General features: G+C 52.3%; 23 protein-coding genes. 18 read left to right on the top strand and 5 right to left on the bottom strand.

Annotated features, from left to right (window positions below; all coding sequences use genetic code 11):
- Positions 1 to 15: 15 nt before the first annotated feature.
- Positions 16 to 723, bottom strand: a complete 708-nt coding sequence (locus MKY64_RS12730) for a hypothetical protein (RefSeq protein WP_340953337.1) — start codon at positions 721 to 723, stop codon at positions 16 to 18.
- Between the two features lie 324 nt (positions 724 to 1047).
- On the opposite strand from MKY64_RS12730, the gene MKY64_RS12725 reads away from it, so the two are divergent.
- The 9 genes from MKY64_RS12725 (at position 1048) to MKY64_RS12685 (ending at position 11436) form a co-directional block, all read left to right on the top strand.
- A complete protein-coding gene (locus tag MKY64_RS12725; RefSeq protein ID WP_340953335.1) occupies positions 1048 to 2514 on the top strand; it encodes a stalk domain-containing protein in 1467 nt (488 codons plus the stop codon).
- A gap of 323 nt (positions 2515 to 2837) precedes the next feature.
- Entirely contained in the window at positions 2838 to 3794 is a 957-nt protein-coding gene (locus MKY64_RS12720; protein ID WP_340958072.1) for a DMT family transporter, read from the top strand.
- Between the two features lie 288 nt (positions 3795 to 4082).
- Positions 4083 to 4919 (top strand): BglG family transcription antiterminator LicT, encoded by an 837-nt coding sequence (gene licT, locus MKY64_RS12715; protein ID WP_340953334.1) that lies wholly within the window; start codon positions 4083 to 4085, stop codon positions 4917 to 4919.
- Positions 4920 to 5028: 109 nt separating this feature from the next.
- Positions 5029 to 6927 (top strand): beta-glucoside-specific PTS transporter subunit IIABC, encoded by a 1899-nt coding sequence (locus tag MKY64_RS12710; protein WP_340953332.1) that lies wholly within the window; start codon positions 5029 to 5031, stop codon positions 6925 to 6927.
- A gap of 34 nt (positions 6928 to 6961) precedes the next feature.
- The gene (locus tag MKY64_RS12705; RefSeq protein WP_340953330.1) at positions 6962 to 8437 is read left to right on the top strand and encodes a 6-phospho-beta-glucosidase; all 1476 of its coding nucleotides are present in this window, start codon (positions 6962 to 6964) and stop codon (positions 8435 to 8437) included.
- A gap of 102 nt (positions 8438 to 8539) precedes the next feature.
- On the top strand, positions 8540 to 8863 hold the full coding sequence (locus MKY64_RS12700) for a hypothetical protein (RefSeq protein ID WP_076077639.1): 324 nt from the start codon (positions 8540 to 8542) through the stop codon (positions 8861 to 8863).
- Between the two features lie 240 nt (positions 8864 to 9103).
- Positions 9104 to 9403 carry an iron-sulfur cluster assembly accessory protein gene (locus MKY64_RS12695; RefSeq protein WP_340953329.1) on the top strand — a complete coding sequence of 100 codons (300 nt, stop codon included), beginning with the start codon at positions 9104 to 9106 and terminating at the stop codon, positions 9401 to 9403.
- Positions 9404 to 9487: 84 nt separating this feature from the next.
- Positions 9488 to 9658 carry a hypothetical protein gene (locus tag MKY64_RS12690; RefSeq protein WP_340953327.1) on the top strand — a complete coding sequence of 57 codons (171 nt, stop codon included), beginning with the start codon at positions 9488 to 9490 and terminating at the stop codon, positions 9656 to 9658.
- A gap of 191 nt (positions 9659 to 9849) precedes the next feature.
- The gene (locus tag MKY64_RS12685) at positions 9850 to 11436 is read left to right on the top strand and encodes an ABC transporter substrate-binding protein (protein WP_340953326.1); all 1587 of its coding nucleotides are present in this window, start codon (positions 9850 to 9852) and stop codon (positions 11434 to 11436) included.
- A gap of 70 nt (positions 11437 to 11506) precedes the next feature.
- On the opposite strand, the gene MKY64_RS12680 is transcribed toward MKY64_RS12685, so the two are convergent.
- Positions 11507 to 12859 carry an FAD-binding oxidoreductase gene (locus MKY64_RS12680; protein ID WP_340953325.1) on the bottom strand — a complete coding sequence of 451 codons (1353 nt, stop codon included), beginning with the start codon at positions 12857 to 12859 and terminating at the stop codon, positions 11507 to 11509.
- Between the two features lie 250 nt (positions 12860 to 13109).
- Between MKY64_RS12680 and MKY64_RS12675 the strand changes: the two genes are divergently transcribed.
- Positions 13110 to 14093 carry a diaminopimelate dehydrogenase gene (locus MKY64_RS12675; RefSeq protein ID WP_340953324.1) on the top strand — a complete coding sequence of 328 codons (984 nt, stop codon included), beginning with the start codon at positions 13110 to 13112 and terminating at the stop codon, positions 14091 to 14093.
- A 240-nt stretch (positions 14094 to 14333) separates the two neighbouring features.
- Here MKY64_RS12675 and gdhA read toward each other — a convergent pair whose 3' ends face one another.
- Complete coding sequence (gene gdhA, locus MKY64_RS12670; RefSeq protein WP_340958070.1) at positions 14334 to 15710, bottom strand: NADP-specific glutamate dehydrogenase; 1377 nt, start codon at positions 15708 to 15710, stop codon at positions 14334 to 14336.
- A gap of 272 nt (positions 15711 to 15982) precedes the next feature.
- Between gdhA and MKY64_RS12665 the strand changes: the two genes are divergently transcribed.
- The 8 genes from MKY64_RS12665 to mnhG all read left to right on the top strand — a co-directional run bounded on the left by MKY64_RS12665 (position 15983) and on the right by mnhG (position 23357).
- A complete protein-coding gene (locus MKY64_RS12665) occupies positions 15983 to 16645 on the top strand; it encodes a DUF2625 family protein (RefSeq protein WP_340953323.1) in 663 nt (220 codons plus the stop codon).
- Between the two features lie 223 nt (positions 16646 to 16868).
- Positions 16869 to 17477 (top strand): hypothetical protein, encoded by a 609-nt coding sequence (locus MKY64_RS12660; protein WP_076077653.1) that lies wholly within the window; start codon positions 16869 to 16871, stop codon positions 17475 to 17477.
- A gap of 66 nt (positions 17478 to 17543) precedes the next feature.
- Positions 17544 to 20408 carry a Na+/H+ antiporter subunit A gene (locus MKY64_RS12655; protein ID WP_340953321.1) on the top strand — a complete coding sequence of 955 codons (2865 nt, stop codon included), beginning with the start codon at positions 17544 to 17546 and terminating at the stop codon, positions 20406 to 20408.
- A complete protein-coding gene (locus MKY64_RS12650) occupies positions 20408 to 20743 on the top strand; it encodes a Na(+)/H(+) antiporter subunit C (protein WP_036729053.1) in 336 nt (111 codons plus the stop codon). Before MKY64_RS12655 ends, MKY64_RS12650 begins: the two co-directional genes overlap by 1 nt.
- On the top strand, positions 20740 to 22221 hold the full coding sequence (locus MKY64_RS12645; RefSeq protein WP_340953320.1) for a Na+/H+ antiporter subunit D: 1482 nt from the start codon (positions 20740 to 20742) through the stop codon (positions 22219 to 22221). The genes MKY64_RS12650 and MKY64_RS12645 overlap by 4 nt, the downstream gene beginning before the upstream one ends.
- A gap of 2 nt (positions 22222 to 22223) precedes the next feature.
- Positions 22224 to 22703 carry a Na+/H+ antiporter subunit E gene (locus tag MKY64_RS12640; RefSeq protein WP_209873388.1) on the top strand — a complete coding sequence of 160 codons (480 nt, stop codon included), beginning with the start codon at positions 22224 to 22226 and terminating at the stop codon, positions 22701 to 22703.
- Positions 22700 to 22993, top strand: coding sequence for a Na(+)/H(+) antiporter subunit F1 (locus MKY64_RS12635; protein WP_209873390.1), 294 nt, complete (start codon positions 22700 to 22702; stop codon positions 22991 to 22993). Before MKY64_RS12640 ends, MKY64_RS12635 begins: the two co-directional genes overlap by 4 nt.
- The gene (gene mnhG, locus MKY64_RS12630; RefSeq protein ID WP_076077665.1) at positions 22968 to 23357 is read left to right on the top strand and encodes a monovalent cation/H(+) antiporter subunit G; all 390 of its coding nucleotides are present in this window, start codon (positions 22968 to 22970) and stop codon (positions 23355 to 23357) included. Before MKY64_RS12635 ends, mnhG begins: the two co-directional genes overlap by 26 nt.
- 67 nt (positions 23358 to 23424) lie before the next feature.
- Here the strand turns inward: mnhG and MKY64_RS12625 are convergent, their stop codons facing one another.
- Together MKY64_RS12625 and MKY64_RS12620 are read right to left on the bottom strand one after the other, a co-directional pair.
- Positions 23425 to 24678, bottom strand: a complete 1254-nt coding sequence (locus MKY64_RS12625) for an MFS transporter (RefSeq protein WP_340953318.1) — start codon at positions 24676 to 24678, stop codon at positions 23425 to 23427.
- 174 nt (positions 24679 to 24852) lie between these two features.
- On the bottom strand, positions 24853 to 25734 hold the full coding sequence (locus tag MKY64_RS12620; protein WP_340953316.1) for a LysR family transcriptional regulator: 882 nt from the start codon (positions 25732 to 25734) through the stop codon (positions 24853 to 24855).
- Between the last annotated feature and the right edge of the window lie 67 nt (positions 25735 to 25801).

Raw genomic sequence — 25801 nt, 5'->3', positions numbered from 1 at the left:
TTCATCTCCCTTTCCTTACTGATAGAGTTTCGTCTGCCCGATCAGGGCGGTTAATTCCTGCATGCATGGCATTTCTTCCACATTGCTATAATCTGCGCTGCCCAGCTCGGTAATCTCCAGCAGCAGCTGATCCAGCTTCAACAGAATTTCCTCATTGGCCCCGAGGCAGCCTTTGACATAAGAGAGATATTCATTGTATAGCGCAGTTTTCTTCTGAATCAGGGAACTGGAGAACCGGCTTGACGCGTTATCGGCGCTGAATTTGGCGAACTCCGCGGCATCGAATACACTAAGCTTGTTCAGAAGCCCCCGGATATTCAGGTAGAAGAGCTTCTCAACCTCCATAATGACGGAATGAAACTTGCGGAAGCTGAGCTCAGCCGGATCGAACCTGCGGCCCAGCACCTGGAGCAGTGCGGTCTTCTTCTTCTCAATCCGCTCGATCTGGTCCAAGGCGAGGGAGATATCATCCTTCAGCACCTTCACATTCCGGTGACGGCCGAGGCCGGCAATGTAATCCTCCCGCGTCTCTAATTGCACGCTGACGGGCTTGGCAGCCGGGGGTTTGAAGAGCAAGGTGTAACTGCCGTATAGGACGACCAGCAGACTGATGATTAGCAGGGTTACTGCCGAAGCCGTTTCCAGCGGGCTTCCGCCGATCTCGATACCGAGCAGGCCGGGAGATAGAACGATGACATTTAAAATTACAACTCCGGCAATCATGCCGAGGAGCTTAACGGGCCCGGATCTGTTCAGGATCTACACCTCCTCCAGTTATGTATATTTCGGTAAACCATGGGATCATTCATACCTCCGGGTGATCACCGTGGTTCCCTTCACAATATTACCCATCTCACATAGAAATGATTGGAATAAAGGACGGTTATACACTGATACGTATCGTAACTTGTCTATGTTTCAAATTTTTACTTTATTTATTGATAGAGGGCTGCCCTTGGATTGCTGTTCATTACAAATAAATGGAAGTATAATAGGAAGGTTAACAGAATCTATGAGAATAAAGTAAATTACAAGGGGGAAAAGCCGTTGTTTTTTCGTAAATCAAAGCTTCTCATCGCGTCACTTCTGATATTATCCTTATGCTTTTCTGCCGGCAGCGAGGCCGCTGCTGCGGTGCCCAGAGCTGTAAGTGTATCGGGCGGCTCTGCGCATGGAATTGCGGCTTGGAGTGACGGGACGGTAACTGGCTGGGGAGACAATAAGTACGGTCAAGTCGGGGACGGTACAAGTATTAATCAGTACATTCCGAGACAGGTGGCAGGTCTAAGCGGAATCGTCCAGGTGGCGGCAGCAAGAAGCGTATCATTTGCGCTCAGTAAGGATGGAGAGGTATGGGGCTGGGGCTTGGACTACAGCAGCTATATTGAGAATGATCCTCTGTTGAGGTATCAAAAACGGGGAGGTCCGGTCAAGCTGGAGGGTCTTCGGGAAGTATCCTCCATCACTGCGAATGGCAGCCTCGGCATCGCTGTAAAAAAAGACGGGACGGCCACCCTGTGGTACCCTTCCTACGATCAGCCCGGTGTGCTTCCGGTACAGATTCACTATTTGGAGCTCAAGGCAGTTACGGGGATTAGATCCGCCCTAATTAACGGTAACGATGCGTTGTTTCTTACTGAAGAGGGCAGTGTGAAGCAGATGAGTATCGTTAACAACGTCTATAACCGTATGCGTTTGGAGAGTGATCCTGTCAGTGTAGCTACGCTCGCTTCATCGTCAATAACCGGTATGGCAGCTACACAAGGTGAGCTGTTCCTGCTGCGAAGTGACGGCCAGGTGCTGCGCTGGAACAAGGATTCTAAAGTGCTTTCTGCCGTTGCCGGTCTTACTAATGTCTATAAGCTGGATACCGGCTTCTACCGGCTGTTTGCATTGAAGCGAAACGGAACGCTCTGGCAATGGAACTATAATTCTGGAGCGCTGGCTAAGCCGTATCAGATTAAAAAAGGAAATCAAATCAGCAATATTTGGGGCAGCAGTGGAACCTTTGGTTTTGCGCAGCACAAAGATGGAACTCTTCTGGGATGGGGCGACGGCTTCGATGCGGGACTTGCGACCGGGAAGGGGGCAGCAGTCAAGGATGAAGATGGATATATCCTGGCACCGGTTCAGCCGCCGCTGATGTTCTTCATCAACGGTGAACCGTTCTCATTCTACGGAACGGCCTCCATCAAGGATGGCAAGCTGTATGTACCTCAGAACAGTGTGTTCAAGGCGCTTGGCGTGAAGGTAAGCATGGACACATCCAACCCTGATCCGAAATTATATTATTATCAATTCACGGTTTGGTCTTTCGTATACGGTAATAATACCGTTCAAGTAAAGTTCAAAGATCCGCTCGAATTATATATTAATGGGAAGAAATCAGACCGCGAATTTATAATGAACAATCTGCCGAATTCGGCTCAATTCCCGCTGGAGACAATATGTGATCTTCTCGGAATTGGCTTACAGTGGAATAAAAGTACGGGCGTAGTACAGCTGGAGAATTGATTAAAAAGAGATCTATGTCGCTGAATTTCAAATTTAAAAGAATTAAGGCTTGACGTCAGCTCACTTGGCGTGTAACATATGAACAGTCGTCAACCAGGCAATACTTCATAACTCTATATTGTTCTCGTATAACCTCGCAGCCATTCAGATGTCACAGGGCGAGGGTTTCTACAGGAAGCCTACTCTTCCTAACTACGATGATAAGGACCATGAACCAGCGGTCCCTGTCCGGAGTTAGGATTTTTTGCGTCTCTGCGGTCCTTGACCTTGACGCAGCAACATTCAGATCAGAAGATTCAGGAGGCATAACAGACATGAAAGATATGAAATATTTAATCTCCGTACTTGTAGGCGCTATGAGCTACGGCATTTTATCAACGATTGTTGTATTGGCTTACGGGCAAGGTTACAAGCTGGGAGAGGTGGTCGGCACTCAGCTCTTAACCGGCTGTATTCTCGCCTGGCTGCTCGCGTTATATACCAAGCTTAGAGCGAACCGCAAACAGCGCAGCACAGCGAACGTTACGGCACCCGCCAAAGCGGCTCCCACCCGGCTGACCTGGAAGCATAGACTGCTCTTGATGATGGCCGGTGCGCCAACCGTGGTTACGGGTCTGCTGTACTACCAGTCGCTCCGGTATATTCCGGCTTCGCTGGCGATTATCCTGCTGTTCCAGTTCACCTGGATCAGTGTGCTGATTCAGGCGGTAAGCAAACGTCAGCGCCCAGACAAAATCACGGTACTGACGCTGATCCTGCTGTTCGGCGGAACCCTGCTGGCCGCAGGTATTCTGAATCAGGGAGCTGCCGAGTTTAACCTGCTGGGGCTGCTGCTGGGATTATTATCGGCAGTCAGCTATTCGATGTTCATTATCTTCAGCGGCAAAGCCGTTCCTTCGGCCCATCCGGCCTACCGGAGCGCCTGGATGGTCACTGGCGGCCTGGTGTTGCTGTGTATCCTGTTCCCGCCGACCTTCCTGTTTAACGGTATGCTATGGGGACCGCTGCTGCTGTTCGGCTTCCTGCTGGGCTTGTTCGGCGCCTTTATCCCGCCGCTGCTGTTCGCCATCGGGGTTCCGCATATCGGCGGAGGGATGGCCGGTATTCTGGGCGCCGTCGAACTGCCTGTGGCTGTCTTAATGTCCTCATTCGTATTGCAAGAGCATGTAAGTCTTCTGCAATGGACCGGAGTGGTGCTGGTGCTGCTGGGTGTGGTATTGCCGGAGCTGTATAAGCTGCGGTGTGGAAATGCTCAGAGCGTGAGTTCGTCATCGGTCTGAGCTCTGGAGGATAGAAGAAGAGGAGTGTTCCCTGTGAATAGGGGACACTCTTTTTTTTTGGATCGGATTTTTGTAAGCGTAAACATTTTTGTTGCCAAAAGTGAAATTCAGTGCTATTCTGAATTTGGGATTGTTACTGCAAAGGCAAAACCCAAAACATGGTCACGTGTTTTGGGTTTTGCCTTTCTTTATGTTAAGGACCCTGCGGGACGCTGCAAGGAACCTTGACCCGCCTAACATCCTGTAAGCAGTGCCAAATGAAATTCGGGGTAAAGGAGGGCAGCTTGGTTGATTATCGAGAAGATTTTCAATAACAATGCCATTATTGCCAAGGATTCAGGTAAGGATGAATTGGTTGTTATGGGACGCGGCATCGGCTTCAAGAAGAGCCCGGGCGATCCGGTGGATGTCTCTCTGATCGAGAAGACATTTGTACTGAAGCGAAATGACGCGTCCGAGAAATTCAAGGCCTTAATGGCGGATGCCCCCGCCGAATATGTAGCCTTAAGCTATGACATTATCGAGTATGCGAAGCAGACGCTGAAGGCCCGCCTGAGCGATTACATCTATGTGACCCTGACGGATCATTTGACTCATGCGCTGAGGCTTCATGAGCAGGGCATCCATAATGACAATCCGCTTCTCTGGGAGATACAGCGCTGTTATCCGAGGGAGTATGCCATCGGACATCATGCTATGGGGATGATTGAGCAGGATACGCGTATCCGTCTGCCGGAGGATGAAGCTGGGAACATTGCACTCCACCTGATCAACGCGCAAATGAACAGCACGGGCAACAAGATTGCAGATCTTACCAGGCAGACCCAGCAGATTGATGACATCCTCAATATTGTAAAATATTCATATAACAACGAAATTGATGAGAATACCGTCAGCTACGAACGGTTCATCACCCATTTGCGTTATTTCTTCCAGCGTTCACGCAAGCAGGAGCCGGTGGAGTCGGTGGATGATTTTCTGCTCAAGCAGGTGAGGGTGAAATACAGGAAGGCGCATCACTGTGTGCTCAAAATCGAGAAGTATCTGGATCTGAAGCTCCTGGATGAAGAAATCCTGTATCTGACGATTCACATTCAGCGGGTAACGCAAAGACAAACTGAATAAAACCACTTGGATTGTTACTGGTCATGCAGGCGAAACCAAATCAGGCAGGAAGCTGCCGGGATGGTTTCGCCTTTTGCTTATCATTCATCAGGAAACGGGAGGACTTACTATGAAATATGAGGCACTAGCCAAGGATATTATCAAGCATGTCGGCGGCAAGGAGAATATCAACGGACTCAGCCATTGCGTGACCCGTCTGCGCTTCAAGCTGAAGAATGAGGCGGTCGCCAATACAGATGTGCTGAAGAACATGGACGGAATTGTAACGGTAATTCAGAGCGGCGGCCAGTATCAGGTCGTGATCGGCAATCATGTGTCTGAGGTCTATGCCCAGGTGATGACAGCGGGAGGATTGCAGGAAGGCGGATCAGAGACAGCCTCCGGTGAGAAAATGGGTCTGTTCAACAGCTTCATCGACATGATCTCCGGCGTATTCTCGCCGACCCTGGGTGTACTGGCTGCGACCGGGATGATTAAGGGCTTCACCGCCCTGTTTCTAACTGTGGGACTCCTCACCAAGGAGTCGGGGACCTACCAGATTCTGAATGCGCTCGGGGATTGCCTGTTCTATTTCTTCCCGATCTTCCTGGGGTATACCTCGGCTAAGAAATTCGGGGCCAATATCTTTATCGGGATGGCGATAGGCGCTACGCTGGTGTACCCGTCCTTTGGCACGATCACGGCGGCGGGCGAACCGCTGTACACGCTTTTTAGCGGAACGATCTTTGAATCGCCTGTGTACATTACCTTCCTGGGGATTCCGGTCATCCTGATGTCCTATACCTCCAGCGTTATTCCGATCATCATTTCGACTTATATTGGCTCCAAGCTGGAAGCCTTCTTCCGAAAAGTAACGCCGAGCGTGGTGCGTACCTTCCTCGTCCCGTTCTTCACCCTGCTGGTCACCGTTCCGCTGGCGCTGATTGCAATCGGACCGATCTCCACCTGGGCCGGACAGCTGCTGGGGCAGGGAACCTTGTTCCTCTACAACCTCAGTCCGGTTATTGAGGGGCTGCTGGTAGGCGCGTTCTGGCAGGTCTTTGTGATCTTCGGGCTGCACTGGGGTCTGGTGCCGATTGCCCTCAATAACATGGCTGTACTGAAATCCGATCCGATTCTGGCGGCTTCCTTCGGCGCTTCGTTTGCCCAGACCGGTGCTGTGCTGGCGATTATGCTGCGCACCAAGAACGCCAAGCTGAAGTCATTGTCGATTCCGGCTATTATCTCAGGGATCTTCGGAGTTACGGAGCCTGCCATTTACGGGATTACGCTGCCGCGCAAGAAGCCGTTCATCTTAAGCTGTGTCGCGGCGGCGGTCGGCGGCGGTATCGTCGGTCTGATGGGCACCAAAGGCTATATTCTCGGCGGTCTGGGGATCTTCGGTATCCCAAGCTACATTAGCCCTGACGGGATGGATAAAGGCTTCTACGGCGCGATTGCCGCCATTGTAATCAGCTTCATTCTCGGGTTCATTCTTGTCTTCTTCTCCGGGTTCAAGGATGAGGAAGCAGTGGACAGCAAGAGCGGCGGGACTGCCCGGAGCAATCTGGTGAAGCAGGAGACGGTGGGAAGTCCGCTGAAGGGCCAGATCAGAGCCTTGTCGGAGCTTACGGACGAAGCCTTCTCTACAGGCGCAATGGGCAAAGGTATAGCGATTGAACCGCTGGAAGGCAAGGTGTACTCTCCCGTTGACGGGGTACTGACCACCTTATTCGCCTCCGGCCATGCGATTGGCATTACCAGTGATAACGGGGTCGATATTCTGATTCATGTCGGGAAGGACACGGTCAAATTGAAAGGCAAACACTTCACCCCCCGGGCTAAGCAAGGCGATACCGTCACCAAAGGCCAGTTGCTCATGGAGTTCGACGTTGCCGCGATCAGAGAGGCGGGCTATACGCTGACCACGCCTGTGATCATCTCCAATTCCGGTGAGTATCTCGATGTTATTGAGACGGACCAGAAGAGCATCGATTACCGGGAGAATCTGCTGACTGTCATGATCTAAACGGTATCCTAATTCAATCTCAGGAGGAACGAATATGAATAAGAACGTGAATGTAAGTGTGAACAACAGAAGTTTTCCGGCAAATTTCCTGTGGGGCGGGGCAACGGCTGCGAATCAGCTCGAAGGCGGGTTCGATGCGGGGGGCAAGGGGTTAAGCACAGCAGATGTCATGACCGCAGGAACGCATACGGTCTCCCGGAGAATTACTCCGGTGCTGGAAGCCGGGGCTAATTATCCGAGTCATGAAGCGGTTGATTTCTATCACCGGTACGAAGAGGATATCGCGCTGTTCGCCGAGATGGGCTTCAAGGTGTTCCGCATGTCCATCGCCTGGTCGCGAATCTTCCCGAACGGGGATGATGCCATGCCAAGTGAAGAAGGGCTGCAGTTCTATGACCGGGTGTTTGCCGAGCTGGCCAAGCACGGGATCGAACCGCTGGTGACGATCTCGCATTATGAAGCACCTTACCATCTGGCTGAAGCTTATAACGGATGGGCGGGCCGCAGAATGATCGATTTCTACATCCGTTACTGCGAGGTGATCTTTAACCGCTACAAGCACAGCGTGAAGTATTGGCTGACCTTCAATGAGATCAACATCCTCACGATGCCGTTCGGGACATTCATGGCCGGGGCGATGAAGCCGGAGGGTAATGCCGAGTTGACTGCGTCTGCGCAAACCGACAATGAGCAGCTAAGATACCAGGCGCTCCATCACCAGTTCATCGCCAGTGCCAGAGCCGTGAAGCTGGGACATGAGATTCATAAGGATTTTCAGATCGGCTGTATGATTGCCTACATGTGCTCTTACCCGCTGACCTGTAATCCCGAGGATGTACTGCTGGCCCAGCAGAAGGATAATCTGAGTAATTTCCTCTGCTCCGATGTTCAGGTGAGAGGCACTTATCCGGGCTTCGCGCTGCGATACTTCCAGGAGAAGCAGATTGAGCTGCAGATGGAGGCAGGTGACGGGCAGATTCTTAAGGAGGGCTGTGTGGACTTCTACACCTTCAGTTACTATTCATCCACCTGCGTAAGCGCAGCTCCGGATCAGGAGTCGATTGGCGGCAATATGTCGCTGGGTCTAAAGAACCCGTATCTACAGGCAAGCGCGTGGGAATGGCAGATTGATCCGCAAGGCCTGCGGTGGTCCCTGAATAATATCTACAACCGTTACGAACTGCCGATGATGGTGGTGGAGAACGGGCTTGGCGCAGTAGATACCGTAGAAGCAGACGGTTCAATCAAGGATAATTACCGGATCGACTATCTGCGGGAGCATGTCCGGGCGATGGGTGAGGCGCTGGCTGACGGCGTGGATTTGATCGGATACACCTCCTGGGGCTGCATCGATCTGGTCAGTGCAGGCACCGGAGAGATGAAGAAGCGCTACGGCTTCATCTATGTGGATAAGGATAACGAAGGCAAGGGTACTCTGGACCGCTCCCGCAAAGACAGCTTTTTCTGGTATCAAAGGGTAATCGCCAGTAACGGAGCAGAGCTGGAGTAATCCGCGTCTGCTGTCAGCTCACTTTTACAAATATCTGTCTGCTGTTTCAGTCCGTCATCCCTACGGTATATGATTATTAATAAACATTAAAGGGGATTTCCTATGATCATAAAAGGGATCGAGAACATGGACGGCGGCAATATAATGAGCCAGATTCAGCAAGGAGGCAAATTCGTGATCTACACGTATTGCTTCTCTGTTGTCCTGATGACATTCAGACGTAGCTCGGGCATCTATTTCATCAAGGCGGGCGAGGGCTCCGTCAAAAAAGGATTGAAGTACACCCTGCTGACCTTCTTTGTGGGCTGGTGGGGGATTCCTTGGGGACCGATCTATTCCATCGGCGCGTTCATCACCAACTTCAAGGGCGGCAAGGATGTCACGAATGAAGTGTTAGCCGCCCTGTCGAACCAGAACGCTTCATAATAGAAGTACACATATGAGAAGCTGTCCCGCAAGCCGTGAAATATGGCTGATTGGGGCAGCTTTTTATTTCCCGCTGAAACGCTGCCGTACTATAAAAGGACGGCAAAGCCGTTTCCACTTGGCTGAAGTGGTGATCTGTAGTCTGCTCACTGGAGTAACCACTTAATTATCTATAGCACCTTATAATATGTTATAATGAATTTCTGATTTCATACTAAGTAGAATAGAGGTCGCCAAAGGATGAAAGTAAAAATTAACCGCAATGCAGCTAAAGTACTAAAAGATATGCTGAACAGCCCGGAAGCGGAAGGCAAGAAAATCCGTGTGGTCATTACTCAGAATCACGGAGATCACGGACACTATGATGTAGCGCTGGATACACCTACTGAGCACGATGAAGTGATTGCTACAGATAAAGATATCGAGATTCTGCTGGATACCCGCGAACCGCTGCTCGACGGCGTCTGGATTCAGTATTTCTATGTGCCGCAGGAAGGCTTCTTCATCACTAATCCGTCTACCGGATTCCTGGAGAAATAAGCAGCAGATCACTATCATCTGTGTTGCCTTAGGGGCGGCACTGTCTGATTCAGCTTTCACTACTCGGAGGAGGGGGAAGCCATTATGGAACTAATGCCAGCTTGGAAGCGTTGGGGTTATGAAGAGGGCATAGCGGAAGGTATGGAGAAAGGCCAGGCGGAGATTATCCGTAAGCTGCTGCTCAACGGATTCACTCCCGAGGCGGTATCCAAAGCCGTTGATTTGCCGCTGGATGAGATTAAGAAGCTGATGTGAATACAGACCCGGGCGGATGTTGCCCGGGATCTTTTTTATTATAGGCCCATGCAGGAATATTATGTTATCCCGCCCTAAAAGTCGTTGCAAAAGTATGTGTTATCGTTGAATGCCTATATTAGCGGGGCGAGGATTTTTTATTATACTGTTCTTGTAAGCGATTACACACATATAGCTGGGGGGGGATTCTAGTGAATAAGAAAAAAGCAATGACACTGATGTCCAGTATCCTGATGATCTCTCTGCTTAGCGCGTGCGGAGGCGGCAACGGCAATGCCGGAGGGAACGCAGCGGAGCCGAAGGCCTCAGCTGCAGCAACGGAAGCTGCCGGAACCAATCAGCCCGCCGCAGATTCCGGCACTGTGGATACATCCCAGCCTGTTACCTTGAAGATGATCTTCGTAGGTCCGAAGCCGGTTGATTACGATCAGGTATTCGGAGAGATCAATAAGAACCTCAAGGAGAAAATCAACGCCACACTGGAAGCCGAATTCCTGGACTGGTCCGACTGGGAGCAGAAATATCCGCTTAAGCTGGCGGCTAACGAGGACTTCGATCTGATCTACGCCGCCAACTGGGCAGGCTATAACGACCAGGCACTCAAAGGCGGGTTCCTGGAGCTGACGAACGAGCTGCTGGAGAAATATGCTCCGATGACCTGGAAGGCGATGCCTGAGGTAGCCTGGGGTCAGGCGAAGGTGAACGGCAAGCTGTATATGGTGCCTCAGAACCGTGGCGAAACCGTGGAGAAGCTGATTCTGTACCGCGAAGACCTGCGCAAAAAATATAATCTGCCGGAGATCAACAGCCCGGAGGCGTACGCCAACTATCTCAAGACAATATCCGGTAAAGAGAAGGGGGTTACCCCATTCGTACCGGAGACCGGAGACTGGAAGCTGCATAATCTGGACCGGATCCTGCTCAAGCAGCAGAACGAATGGAATCTGTTCGACCTCGATCTGCCGATGGGCTTCAAGCTGGATGATCCGGCCGGCAAGGTATTCAACTTATATGAGACTCCTGAATTCAAGGAGCTTGTCTACTATTATAAAGATCTGGCCGAGAACAACGCCTGGTCGAAGAGCGCACTGAACAGCAAGCTGGATCATCAGCAGGAATTCAAGGCCGGCAAGGCAGCTTCCATCACCCACAATCTGGGTACGCTTGGCGCCTTGATGACCGATATGCGGGAGAAGAACTCCCCGTATGAGCTGGCTCTGGCCGATATTAACCCGGATAAGAAAAAATCCGTTGCCGTCTCTACCCAGAACGGTGTAGCGATTCACTCCACCTCCAAGCAGCCGGAACGTGCGCTGATGATGATTGATCTGCTCCAGAACGATAAGGAACTGCATGATCTGATCATGAACGGCATTAGTGCTGTACACTATAATCCGGTCGGCGAAGATAAATTCACGAACGCCGAGAAGAATGCCAACTACACCGGCTTCTCCAACTGGGGCTTCAACTCCCCGCTGAACCGGGATAATGCTTCCTTCCCTGATGAAGCGAACGCCCTGACTGACAAATGGGAAGGTGAAGTGTATCACTATCCGCTGGAGACCTTCGTCTTCGACAACAGCAAGGTGAAGACCGAAGTGGCCAATGTCGGCAATGTCATGCTGCAATACGGCATTCCGCTGGAATACGGAACGGTGAAGGATGTAGACGCGGGTCTGGCCAAGCTCCAGCAGCAGGTTAAGGCAGCCGGTATCGACACCATCATCGCAGAGGTTCAGCGTCAGATTGATGAATTCCTGGCGAACTCAGGCCAGTAAGCCAAGCATAGCATAGCTTCAAAAAAATGAGCAGGGTCGGCAAACGCCTCCTGCTCGTTTTTATTCGAACTCAGCTCTTGATGCGGGCTGGCGGGATACTCTGCGGATTGTTGAACACATTCCCGGGATCATATTTCGCCTTGACTCTGCGCAATCTGGCATAGTTCGTTCCATAATAGACCGGGCCGGAATGCTTGATGCCCTGGTCAGGCACGTTGATGTAGCTTCCCACGATGAACGGCTGCAGCTTGCGGCGGGTGTTGCGGACGTAGAATATATTTTTGGCGGCATCCGATTTCTTGATCCATGAGCTGTTCCACTCCACGTAGAATTTGGCCTTTCGCCAGTAGAAGGCAGTAGATTTAGGAGATTTACGGCTTACAGCCCCACCCCAGTTGAGGAAAAAGAACCCGGCGTCTTTCCCCTCCACCTTCTCCAGGAACTCACGCATCGGCTTGAATGCCTGATCCGGGAACGGTTTCCTTGCGAAGGCGCTGGAGAACTGGTTGCTGAAGCGCTGAGTCTGTACCGGATCGGGAGCTAACAAGAAGCTGACCACTTGCGGATAAGGCAGGGAACGGATCGTTTGGATCGTAGGGGTTCCTACATTTGTAATGGGCTTCAAGAGGCGGACAGCCTCAGCCTTAGATCCGAGGAATAGTCCCAGCATGCTGACATTTCCGCCTTTTTTGGGACCGATGGATAATTCGCTGCCCAGTCTGGTATTCACAGAGGGAGCCCAGCGCTGCCAGGTCTTAAGGACCTTCTCGAACTGGCCCCAGGGCCAGGTGATGCGGAATACCGTTGCTGTGGCAGGAGCCGGGCGTACTTTGAATTTGTAACGGGTGCACACGCCGAAATTGCCTCCGCCGCCGCCACGGGAAGCCCAGAGCAGATCGGCATTACTTTTCTTATTCGCAATAATAATTCTGCCCTTGGCATCGACCATTTCAAGCTCCACCAGATTATCGCTGACGAGCCCAAGGGTACGCTGAAGCGGGCCGATGCCGCCGCCCAGTGTAATGCCGCCGATTCCCACGGTAGGACTGTCCCCGAAAGGCGCCATATACCCCTTCCGGGCAAGCGTATGGGCGATTCTCCCCACTGTATTTCCGGCTCCGACGACGGCTGTCCCCGTTTTTTTGTTTAGCTTGATGCTGTTCATTTCACTGACATCAATGACGATTCCGCCGTTCACCTGGGACAGATTGACCTCCAGCGCATGTCTGCCGCCTCTGGGCCGGATGGGAATCCGGTGCTCGTTGGCCCATTTGATAGCATTGGCTACATCCTGAGTCTTCTGGGCGAACACGAATACTTTGGGGAATCGGTCGGTATGCGGGTCCCAATTTTTGCGCGCGGCCTCATAACCCGGATCACCTTTGTAGATGACGCGTCCGGTAAGCTTCGTTGCTGAGTTCACTGGTTTCCAGCTCCTTTTGAGCTAATATTGGCATACATGGAAATGGCTTTGACTAGGTTAATGTATGCAGGGCGTTAGTCTATGGCGTGGGCATAGTTGAAATTCATTGTGGAGAGCTTTCTGGGAACGGGACAATAATCTGGCGGTGCGGCTGTACAACTTAATATTTACATTTCGTGTAATGTATATATACTTAACTTTTGAAGGATTCATATCTCCGGGTTAACCGGCAAGGGAGGATATTACAGACATGAGATCAACCATTAGAGTAGGCATCGTCGGATACGGAAATTTGGGTAAAGGGGTACAGCAGGCCATTGAGCAGAACTCCGATATGGAGCTGGTAGCCATATTCACCCGCAGAGATCCGCAGCAGCTGACAGACATCACAGGAACGCGCACCGAGCACATCTCAGCCGCCGAGCAGTACATAGGCAAGATTGATGTAATGATTCTGTGCGGCGGTTCCGCAACAGATCTGCCGGAGCAGACTCCGCAGCTGGCCCGGTTATTCAATACGGTGGACAGCTTTGACACTCATGCCAAAATCCCTGATTTCTTCGCTGCGGTGGACAAGTCTGCCCGCGAAGGCGGCAGCGTAAGTGTGATCTCCACCGGCTGGGACCCGGGCATGTTCTCTATGAACCGGCTGCTGATGCAGTCCATCCTGCCGGTAGGCGAAGATTATACGTTCTGGGGTACAGGAGTCAGCCAGGGGCATTCAGATGCGATCCGCCGGGTTCCCGGTGTCAAGGCAGGCGTGCAATATACCGTGCCGGTCCAGGAGGTTATTGACAGCATTCGCGGAGGCGAGACCCCGCAGCTGTCCACCCGCGAGAAGCACCGCCGGGAATGCTACGTAGTGGCTGAAGCAGGAGCTGACCGCGATGCCATTACCCGGACGATTGTGGAGATGCCGAACTATTTCGCCGATTACGACACAACGGTTCAATTCATTACGGACGAGGAGCTTGCTGCTGAGCATTCAGGGATGCCGCATGGCGGCTTCGTCATCCGCAGCGGAGTGACCGGAGGAGGAAGCAAGCAGATCGCCGAATTCGGGCTGAAGCTGGACAGCAACCCGGAATTCACCGCCAGCGTCCTGGCTGCCTATGCCCGTGCTGCTGTGCGTCTGAAGCAGGAAGGCCAGACAGGAGCTAAGACGGTATTCGACATTCCGCTCGGCCACCTGTCCCCAAGATCGGCAGAAGAACTGCGGCGCGAGCTGCTGTAGGTTACAATGAGCGGGATAAATCCCGTTGGTGAGGCCGAGTACGGCTGAGGGAGAGTAATGAGGAGCACAAGTGGATCTGAATTCGCCATTCGTACGCGTAAGACCAACCGAGTGCGTTCAGCCTAATTATTAGCGAGCACACAGGATCACCAACCATTCATTTTCTAAACCTAAAGAAGAGGTGTCCCCAGCCGAATGGCTCAGGGACACCTCTTCTTGTATCAATTAGTCTATAACAGGTTACACGATACCCTGCGCCAGCATGGTATCGGCAACCTTCAGGAACCCGGCGATGTTGGCGCCGGCAACCAGGTTACCGGCGACGCCGTAATCCTCTGCTGCCTGAACGGTGCTGCTGTAGATATTTTTCATAATGACTTGCAGCTTCTCGTCCACCTCTTCGAAGGTCCAGGACAGACGCATGCTGTTCTGGCTCATCTCCAGGCCCGAGACCGCTACGCCGCCGGCATTGGCGGCCTTGGCTGGAGCAAACAGCACCTGGTTCTCCAGGAACAGCTCCACCGCTTGGAGAGTGGTCGGCATATTGGCACCTTCACCGATGGCCTTAACTCCGTTCAGAATCAGCGTCCGGGCGGATTCCAAATCCAGCTCGTTCTGCGTGGCACACGGCAGAGCGATGTCGCAAGGCAGGCTCCAGATTCCGCTACAGCCCTCAACATACTCGGCATGCGGGTGCTCCTTCACATATTCGCTGATGCGCAGGCGCTCTGTTTCCTTCAGTCTTTTGACGGTAGCCAGATTGATGCCCTGAGGATCATGAATGTAACCGTTCGAATCACTGCAGGCAATCACGTGGGCTCCCAGCTGCTGAGCCTTCTCAATAGCATAGATGGAGACATTCCCGGAACCGGAGATGACCACCTTGCTGTCCTTGAAGCTTGCTCCGTTCGATGACAGCATCTCTTGCACGAAGTATACACAGCCATAACCGGTAGCTTCCTTGCGTGCCAGACTGCCGCCATAGAGCAGGCCTTTTCCGGTAAGAACCCCAGCAGCATGCCCGCCGTGAATCCGTTTGTATTGGCCGAACATATAGCCGATCTCGCGCGCGCCTACACCGATATCCCCTGCAGGAACATCTGTATCGTGTCCAATGTGGCGGTACAATTCCGTCATGAAGCTCTGGGTGAAGCGCATAACCTCTTGATCCGATTTATCCTTGGGATCGAAGTCGCTGCCGCCCTTGCCGCCGCCCATGGGCAGGCCGGTCAGCGAGTTTTTGAAAATCTGCTCGAAGCCCAGAAACTTGATAATTCCGAGATAGACGGAAGGGTGGAAGCGCAGGCCGCCTTTGTAGGGACCGATGGAACTGTTGAATTGAATGCGGAAGCCGCGGTTAACCTGGGTATTACCGGCATCGTCCACCCAAGGGACACGGAAGGAGATGCTGCGCTCAGGCTCAACCAGCCGCTCGAGAATCCCGTGCTTCATATACTGCGGGTGGCGGGTCAGAACGGGGGTGATACTCTCCAGGAATTCCTGGACAGCCTGGTGAAATTCTGGCTCATGCGGGTCGCGCTTCTGGACCTCTGCATAGATCCGCTGCACGTATTGCACAGCCTCATTTGATACTTCTGACGTTAGTGTAGGAACGATGGACACTTTGGCAAGCACTCCCTGTCTGATTGTAATTCGGGCTATCCCGTATTAATTAGAATTTAAAAGAATTCTATAAAACCTGACATCAATTTGCCAATCAATTATTTTTGGCATAGTCATTAAGAAATTCTATGAACCTCACATAATATGCCAGCTATATGCGGCAGAATGTTAATAAACCTCTGGTCAATTCAGGATTGCAGTTCCCACTGAATAGGGTATATATAAATATTGGAAACAGCATAAAGCATTGAGAGAGGCGGAAGCATATGCACTTATTATCTGTAGCAGAATTGGTAGATGTGGAGAACCACGCCTGGGAAGAGATCAGGGAGCTGCTGAGTCAGGGATCGCGCACCTACCGGCTGGAGGCGGCAGAAGCGGAACACGCAGTACAGACGCTGGTCCGCTTGCAGGTCAGCACGAAATCCTATCTGGGAGCGATAGCCTACGAGACAGGAGGAATCGTGTTCGAGCATGGCTGGATTACGCTGCTTGGCGCGGGAGCCGAAGGCATCTTCGGAAGCCTGACCTCATGGAATGGCCTGTCTACAGCGGACAATATTCCTCCCCTGCCGGGAATTCTAATTGCGGCCTATGATGCGGCCGGCGGCTTCTTCGGCCTGGATACGGGGCGGTTCGGGCAGACGGGTCATATCTATTATTATGCCCCGGATGTCCTGAAGTGGGAGACAACGGAGCTAACCTATTCGGGCTTCATCGGCTGGCTGGCAGAAGGGGACCTGGATCTGTTCTACGAAACATTCCGCTGGGAGGGCTGGGAAGAGGAGATCCAGCAGCTTGAACCGGGCCAAGTGATGGGCTATTACCCGCCGCTGTGGACGAAAGAAGGCAGCGGTTCTGCCAGCAGCAAAGCGCCGTTCTCTATTCTGGAGGCCTGGCATTCAGCGAGAATCGTGGGCACGGAATGAAGAAGAGTAAGAGAGCAGACGGAACGAGCAGCCGCAGGGAACAAATGCTTCTGTTTTGTCCAAGTCTTGTCCGTAAACTTTACAAACAGCATCGGAATAGATATAATTTAGGTATAACTTTCAGGGTTTGAAACAACAGAAAGGGGCCTAACGCCATTAGGCTCCTTTTGTATTTCCGGCCCATGTTAACAGGAGGGCGAAAGTCATTCACAAGGAAAAGATTATGGTATGTGTTCATTACGGCCCGCATGGCGAGCGTTTGATCCGGCGTGGAGTGCAGTTATCCGAGTTGATCGGGGCACCGCTGTATGTGCTCAATGTGGATAGTTCAGACAGTGATGAATATAATCAAAGCAAAGAAATGTATATGGCGGTCTGGAAGCGTCTGGCTGAAGAAGCCGGTGCTGAATTCATGGTGCGCAAGCGCCGCGGCCGCAAGACAACGGATGTGATCGTTGAAGCGGCAGAAGAACATGAAGTCACTCAGGTTATCATCGGGCAATCGGCCCAGACCTTATGGCAGGAGCTGACTAAACGCAACTTCGTCAATGAACTGATCAGCAAGATGAAGATGATGGATCTGCATGTAGTTGCAGTTCAGCGTATGCGCGCCGGTCTTGAAGAGACCCATGAAGAAGGGGTAACCGCTTATTTGGTGAAGAACGAGGGAATGTATCAGCTCAGCGATGAGCCGGAAGGTACAGACTTCATTAAAGGGAAATACTTCCACGAATTGCACACCGAGTTTGAGAATGGCTTGTTCAAAATTGAGCAAGATGGTAAAGCAAGATATTTGCATATCTGTGAAGGGAACTTGGCCGATCCGCTATAACCGGTCTTGTTGTCAGGAAGTAAGTACCAGTGTTCACAACCTATACCACTGAAGGGAAAAGGAGGCTTGCCTTTGCTGCATATAACCGTTCTTGTTCCGTTTCTTATGGCCCTGATGATAGCGCTTCTACGCGCGAGGGTACGCAAGCTCCATAGAGGATGGCTTGTACTGGCCGCACCGCTGATGTTATTTATCTACTTCTTTACCCGTATTCCGGTCATCAAGGGAGGGGATCTCGGATATGAGACATTGTCATGGATTCCTTCCCTTGGGATTGATCTGGTCTTCCATCTGGATGGATTAAGCCTGCTGTTCGCCTTGTTAATCACGGGAATGGGCACCCTGGTCTTTATCTATTCCATCTTTTATCTGGACAAACGCAAGGAAGAGCTGACTCCATTCTATGTGTATCTGCTGCTGTTCATGGGAGCTATGCTGGGAGTCGTCCTATCCGATAACCTGATGGTGTTATACGGATTCTGGGAGCTTACGAGTGTCTCATCCTTCCTTCTGATTGCCTACTGGCACCGGAGACAGAAATCACGCTACGGCGCGCAAAAGTCGATGCTGATCACTGTCTTCGGCGGTCTGGCGATGTTCGCAGGCTTCCTGATGCTGTATGTGATGACAGGTACCTTCAGCATCCGCGAGATCTGGAGCCAGGTGGGCGACATCAGCGGACAAACGCTTTTCATCCCCGCAATGCTGCTTATTCTGCTGGGTGCCTTCACCAAATCGGCCCAGTTTCCGTTCCACATCTGGCTGCCTGATGCAATGGAAGCGCCGACTCCGGTCAGTGCGTATCTGCATTCAGCAACCATGGTCAAAGCCGGTTTATATCTGGTAGCACGGTTCAGCCCGGTGTTTGCGGGGCAACATGAGTGGTTTTGGATAGTGTCGGGCGTCGGCCTGATCACCTTGATCTATGGATCGATCCAGGCGATGAAGCAGACGGACCTGAAGGCTCTGTTAGCTTATTCTACAATCAGCCAGCTCGGTCTGATTATGGGATTACTCGGCATGGGATCGGCAGCTTCCTTTTATACAGGGGAACAGGCTGTATTCTATACCGCCGCAACAACGGCAGCACTCTTTCATTTAATTAATCATGCCATATTCAAAGGTTCGCTCTTCATGGTGGTCGGAATTGTCGACCATGAGACGAATACCCGTGATCTGCGCAAGCTGGGGGGGCTGGTGTCTCTGATGCCGGTAACCTTCACATTAGCGCTGATCGGCAGCTTCTCAATGGCGGGTCTTCCGCCGTTTGCCGGATTCCTGAGCAAGGAAATGTTCTTCACGGCTGTGCTGAATATCAGACAGCTGGATATCTTCAGCCCCGGGGCCTTCTTTACCATATTCCCGGTGCTGGCGTGGATTGCAAGCATATTTACCTTTGCATACAGCATGATTATGGTCTTCCATACCTTCTTCGGGAAATATCAGCCGGAGAAGCTGGACAAAAAACCGCATGAAGCGCCCTTCGGCCTTCTGCTTCCGCCAGTAATTCTGGCACTGCTGGCCGTGATCACCGGCTTCTTCCCCAACATCCTGTCCAAGACACTGATCGTGCCGGGGATGAATGCCATTCATCCGGAGCTTGCAGCCAGCTCGCCTTTTTACGTCAACATCTATTTCTGGCACGGATTCACCGCCGAGGTCTGGATGACGCTGGGCGTGATCCTCCTCGGGATTATCGTATACCGCGTATATGGCCGGTTCAGCCTTGTGGATAAGGAATGGCGCAGCGGCCTCACGCTGACACAGGTATATGACGGGAGTATCCGGCTCGTGGAGGGACTGTCCCGTGCGGTGACAGGGCTATACATGACCGGTTCGATGCGTCATTATCTGATGTATATTTTCACCCTGATTATCGCCGTAGTAGGCGGTACTATGCTGTATTCGGAGGGCATTACGTTTGGCCAGGGGAGCTACGCTCCAGTCACCTTCTTTGAAGTTGTTGCCGTACTGGTCCTGCTGACCGGTGCGCTCGCCATACCATTCGCGAAGTCCAGAGTCTCGGCGATTCTGCTTACCGGAATGGTCGGTTACATGGTGACGCTATTGTTCATCCTGTTCCGCGCACCCGATCTGGCCCTCACCCAGATGATTGTTGAGGTGGTCTCGGTCACGCTGTTCCTGCTCTGCTTCCGGCATCTGCCGAAGCTGAAGCGGGAGAAGGTCAAGCTGCGGGTCAAGGTGCCGAGGCTGATCATCGCCTTAGGCTTCGGGATCACGATGACGCTGGTGGCGCTGGCCGCGCTAGGCAGCAGTCCGTTCGAGTCTATCTCAACCTACTATGTGGAGAATAGTTACAAGCTTGGCGGCGGCAAGAACATTGTCAATGTGCTGCTGGTGGACTTCCGCGGCTTCGATACCATGTTCGAAATTACGGTGCTGGGTCTGGCGTCGCTGGCCATCTACTCGATGATCAAGCTGCAGCTGGAGCAGGATCATACGCCTGTTCTGACCAGAAACAAACCGGAGGAGAGCACGCGCCGCTATACCCGCAGCAATGATGTATTGCTGCAATCTGTGGCAAAGGTAGCCTTCGTGATCATCATCACGTTCTCCCTGTATTTGTTCTTCGCGGGTCATAATCAGCCGGGCGGCGGCTTTATCGGAGCCTTGATGGCTGCTGCGGCGCTGGTGCTGATCGCGATTGCCTTCGGTACGGAGTTTGTGGAGAAGGTGCTGCCGGTCGATTACCGCAAGTTAATCGCAGTCGGGATTATGATCGCTTTTCTCACCGGAATCGGTTCCTTTGTCTTCGATGCTCCGTTCCTGACCCAGGCCTTCGGTTACTTTGAACTGCCGGTCATGGGCAAGACGGAGCTAACCACGGCGATGCTGTTCGATCTCGGAGTCTACCTCTCGGTGATTGGTGTCACGATGAATATTATCTTTACGATCGGGAGGGATAACTAATGGAGATCCTTATTGCCCTGGCGATCGGTGTCTTGTTTACCGTAGGTGTCTATCTGGTCCTGTCCAAAAGTCTGCTCCGCATCCTGCTCGGGACGACGCTGCTGACTCACGGCGTTCATCTGCTGCTGCTGACGATGGCGGGCCTGAAGACGGGCGCTTCACCTCTGCTTGGCGAGAAGGCGGACAGTTATGTCGATCCGCTGCCGCAGGCGCTTATCCTGACTTCCATTGTAATCAGCTTTGGGGTATCCGCGTTCTTCATCGTTCTGGCCTACCGGGCTTACCGCTCGGCGGGTACGGATGATGTGGAAGGAAGCAAGGGGGAGAGACCATGAACAACCTGCTCGTACTTCCTTTGCTGATCCCGGCCTTTACGGCGGTTATCCTGATTTTTCTCAAGGAACGAATTAAGCTGCAGCGTATCCTCAGTGCCATCAGTGTACTGGTGAACATCGCAGTAGCGCTTATCATTATATACCAGGTCCATACGGATGGGATTCAGACGCTGTATATGGGAGGCTGGATTCCGCCTTACGGCATTGTCTTCGTAGCTGATATGTTCGCAGCGCTGCTCGTCTTGACGGCTGCGGTGGTAGGGGCAGCTTGCCTGTTCTTCTCTTTCGCAAGCATCGGTGAGGAGCGGGAGCGGTTCTACTACTATACATTCTTCCATTTCCTGCTCACCGGTGTGTTCGGCTCGTTCCTGACGGGTGACCTGTTCAACCTGTTTGTCTGCTTCGAGGTGCTGCTGGTTGCCTCCTACGCCATGATTGTTCTGGGTGGAACCCGGATACAGCTGCGGGAGACGCTCAAGTATATCCTTGTCAACGTAATTTCCTCCACCTTGTTCGTAGCGGCGATTGCTTATCTGTACGCGGCGACAGGCACGCTTAATATGGCTCATCTGGCCATCCGTGTGGGAGAGGCCGGGCAGGGCGGAGTCATGAATGTGATTGCCGTACTCCTGCTGCTGGTGTTCTCGCTCAAAGCAGGCCTGCTGCTATTCTTCTGGCTGCCGGATTCGTACAGTGCTCCTCCGCAGGCGGTAAGGGCATTGTTCGGCGCACTGCTTACCAAGGTGGGGCTGTATGCCATCACCAGAACGTTCTCACTGATTTTTGTCCATGATATGGGCCTGACCCATTCGCTGATCGGCTGGATGGCAGGGGCCACTATGATTCTTGGAGCCATAGGGGCACTCGCCTATAATGATCTAAGCCGGATCTTTAATTATAATATTGTCATCAGTGTAGGCTTCATCGCTTTCGGTATCTCTGTGGCTACCCAGGATTCGCTGAGCGGGGTCGTATTCTATCTGATGCACGATATGGTTGCCAAGGCACTGCTGTTCTTCCTGGGCGGGCTGATTGTCGCAGCTTCGGGGACGGAGCAGCTGAGGATGATGGGCGGTCTGATCCGCCGGTATCCGTGGACGGGCTGGATGTTCTTCGTCCTGACGCTGGCGCTGGTCGGCGTCCCTCCGCTGAGCGGTTTTGCCGGGAAGGTCATGATGGTCCGCAGCGGCTTCGGAGAGCAGCATACCGCGCTTGCGCTTATCGCTCTGGCTTCTAGCTTCGTCGTCTTGTATTCGCTGATCAAAGTCTTCCAGCAGGTATTCTGGGGAGGCGAGAAGAGCGATGAAGAAATCCGTCCTCTGCGCTACAAAGCTATGATGGTACCGGCTGCGGCGCTGTTTGTGCTCGTCATCCTGATGGGCATCGGCGCCGAGTGGGTGAACGGCTATGTGGGGCAGGCCGGCGCAGTCCTCGCTGATCCGGCAGCGTACATTAATGCTGTCATAAGGAGTAGATGAAGATGGCCTTTCAAATATTATTGAATCTCATGATCGCCTTCCTGTGGATGTTCCTGAATAATGACTGGACGGCCTCCGGCTTCATCATCGGTTATGTGCTGGGGGTGGCCGTGCTGGTGGTTATGCGGCGCTTCTTCGACGGACGGCTATATCTGGGCAAAATATGGGCGATTCTGAAGCTGGTGGCCTTGCTGCTGCGGGAGCTGGTGGCATCCAGTTATGTAGTGGTGAAGGCGGTTCTTCGCCCGAATCTCAATATTCGCCCGGCTATCCTGATGTACCATACGGAGCTGGAATCGGACTGGGAGGTGGCGGTGCTGATTACTATGCTCTGCCTTACGCCGGGTTCCGTCGTGCTGGAGGTGTCCAAAGACAACCGGACCTTATACATTCATGCCATGGACATACAGGATGTGAAGCAGTTCGATGCGAATATCCGTAATACCTTTGAACGCGCGATTCTGGAGGTGACCCGTTCATGATTCAATCGATTCTTATGGTGGCGCTGTCGATCATGGTCATCTCCATTGCTATCTGTGCCTGGAGGCTGGTCAAGGGGCCGTCACTGCCTGACCGGGTAGCCGCACTCGATACCATCGGTATCAATCTGCTGGCGATGGTCGCCGTCCTCTCGGTCCTGTTCAAGACGCAAGCCTATATAGAATATATTCTGCTGATTGGAATCCTCTCTTTTATCGGGACGATGGCCTTGGCCAGATATATCGAAAGGGGGGTGGTGTTTGAACATGGACCTGATCAAGACGGTCATTGAGTATGTGTTTGTCTTGCTGATTCTGACCGGAGCCTTGCTTAGCGCAGTCAGCTCTGTAGGTCTGATCCGCTTGCCCGATGTCTACTTAAGATCACATGCCGCCGCCAAAAGTGCTACGCTCGGTGTGCTCTGTGTACTCAGCGGCGCATTCCTCTATTTCGCCTTCTTCCTCGATTTCATCAGTGCGAAGCTGCTGCTCGGAATCGTGTTCGTATTCATGACTTCTCCGCTCTCCGCTCATCTGACCGGCCGGGCGGCTTACCGCTCCGGTGTTCCGCTCTGGAGCCGCCGCGTCCAGGATGATCTCAAGGAGGCGCTGGAAAAGGAGCAGGAACAGGTGAAGACCGATTCATCCTCATCATAGATTAGTATAAAAGCACAAACAGGGATGCCCAACGGCCGTAATTGGTCCGAGGGGCATCCCTGTTTGCTTACTGCTGAGCTTGCTGCGGAACAGTGTCTTTGTATGCCGTCTGTCTGCGGTACAGGTGCAGAAGCACATACGAGGCAACGAACGCTGCGGTTACCAGCCACAGCGGAATTCTCGGGTCGAGCTTGTATGCCCAGCCTCCGATAATACCCGCAGGTGCGGTGAATACCAGGATCAGGACCGACAGCATGGAGAACACCTTGGCCCGCTTCTCATCATCAATGGCGTTCTGCACGGCTGCCTCCAGATAAGGAGAGCTGATCATCAGGCCTACGGCTGCCAGAATGGTGCTCAGCCCGATCCAGATGAAGCTCGCTGATGGGTATAGAACCAGCATGGCATTCGACAGAGCAGATAAACCGAAGCCTGCCATCATGGCTCGGCTTTCGCTCTGATCCGGGATTCTGGGCATCAAGAGCCACAGGGTCAGCAGCATGATGACAGAGGACACCGCCGGAAACATAGACAGGATGCCGCTGTCCAGCTGGATGTAATCTGCCAGATAGAGGTACAGGTAGGTGCTTTTCAGCGTAGCCTGGAAGTTGAACAGAATGTATACGCCGAAGATCAGCAGCAGATTGCGCTCAGCCCCCAAATCACGGAAGGCGCCGCCGTATTCAATCATACTCTCTCTAAGGCCGAGCTCCCGGGTCTCCTGCCTTTTGCGGATGCCTGCCTCGGTCTCCCGGGTAGTCAGATGACGGCCCACGAACTGGAAGGTCATGAAGAGGAAGCCCAGCACGTACATGATTCTCATGCCCGTGACCATTCCATACTGGTGGACAAGCAGACCGCCCAGCGGTGCGAACAGGCCTCCGATCACCCCGATGATCTGCAGTAATGTGAATACATAGGTCCGGTCAGAGGGTCGGGTATCTTCAACTATCAGGCAGTAAAAGGCGATATGCGGCACACGCTGGAAGCCGTTAATCACTGCAGCTGCGGCGAAAAACCACAGGTTCTGTGAGAAGGCCCATAACAAGGTGGCGAGGCTCCAGCTAAGCAGGTCAAAGTACAGAATAGCTCTTTTGCGTCCTAGCCGGTCTGTTAAGTATCCGCTGAGCAAAGAGGAGAATACCTGTACTAAGAGTCCGATGGTTGTTATCCAGCCGATGTTCAGCTCGGTCAATCCAAGCTCATACATGTACAGGGTGGCATAGGTAGAGAACATGCTGTAGGGAATCAGGAAAAAAGGCTCAAAGGTCAAGCAGCCCCGGCTGTTTCCCTCCAGCCGCGGAAAGAAAGGTTTTGCCATGATGAAATCCTCCAGGGAACCGTTTCAGGTCAGGTTATTTTCCATAATGGAATAGATGCTTTCTATATTGGAATTGTTTGTATGGCGACGGCGCGTTTAGAATGTAATCATACCTTGGCGCCTTAGGTACATTTTATTTCCGAAGAAGAATGTGAAATTTGTTACAATACAAGTTCAGGATGATGATTGAATTACATAGTCCATAAATGCCGTGACGCTGTCTGTATTCTGTTTATTCTTGGGATTCACCATGGCAAACGAGCTAAGAACCGGATCGGCCAGCGGCACGATGCTAAGCTTGGGATGATCCACATAACGGGCAACCTGATTCATCAGCAGGGTTACGCCGAGATTCTCGGCGACGAGCTCCATAATGGTCTCAATCCGGCTGTTGGTGAAGAGTACCTCAGGCGTGAAGCCGGCCTTGCGGCACTCTTCCACACAGGTAGTATAAATACCCGAAACCGAGTTCAGCAGAATGAATTTGTCGGTCTGCACCCGGGCCAGCTCCACGGAGGCTTGATCTGCCAGGGGATGATCCTTGGAGACTACCAGCACTAAGAAGTCATCCACCAGCGGATGAACCTCAGCGATGCCCTCCGGAATATAGTTAGTGCGCATGAATGCTACATCCACCTCGCCATTGTGGAGCATGGATACAATGATATCATTTTCTTTTTCAATCAGATGCAATTTGATATGCGGATACATTCCTGTAAACCCGGCTATGATTGAAGTCATGCCATATTGTGACATCACGGGAATGGTTGCAATGGATATATGGCCTGTTTCGAGCAGCTCATGCTTCTTCATGTTCGACATCATCTCATTGTAATTGGCCAGAATCTTCTCGGCATATAATACGAACTCTTCTCCGGCAGGCGTCAGGCTGATCGTCCGTGTCCTTCGGTCGAACAGCAGGGTGTTCAGCTCGCCTTCCAGGGATTTGATCTGTTTGGATATCGCGGATTGGGTGATGCACAGCTCATCCGCTGCGTTGGAGAAGCTCAGGTATTTACGAATTGTCAAAAAATATTGAAGCTGTGCAATAGTCATGAGTGATCATCCTATCTGAAGGTATAGTGGGTTCTGAAGTATAGTGGCGTATCGCGACCTTTATATA

Source organism: Paenibacillus sp. FSL R7-0210, assembly GCF_038009085.1.
Classification (GTDB): Bacteria; Bacillota; Bacilli; order Paenibacillales; family Paenibacillaceae; genus Paenibacillus_AQ; species Paenibacillus_AQ silagei.
The sequence above is the reverse complement of the archived record's forward strand: the minus strand, read 5'-3'. Positions and strand labels throughout refer to the sequence as shown.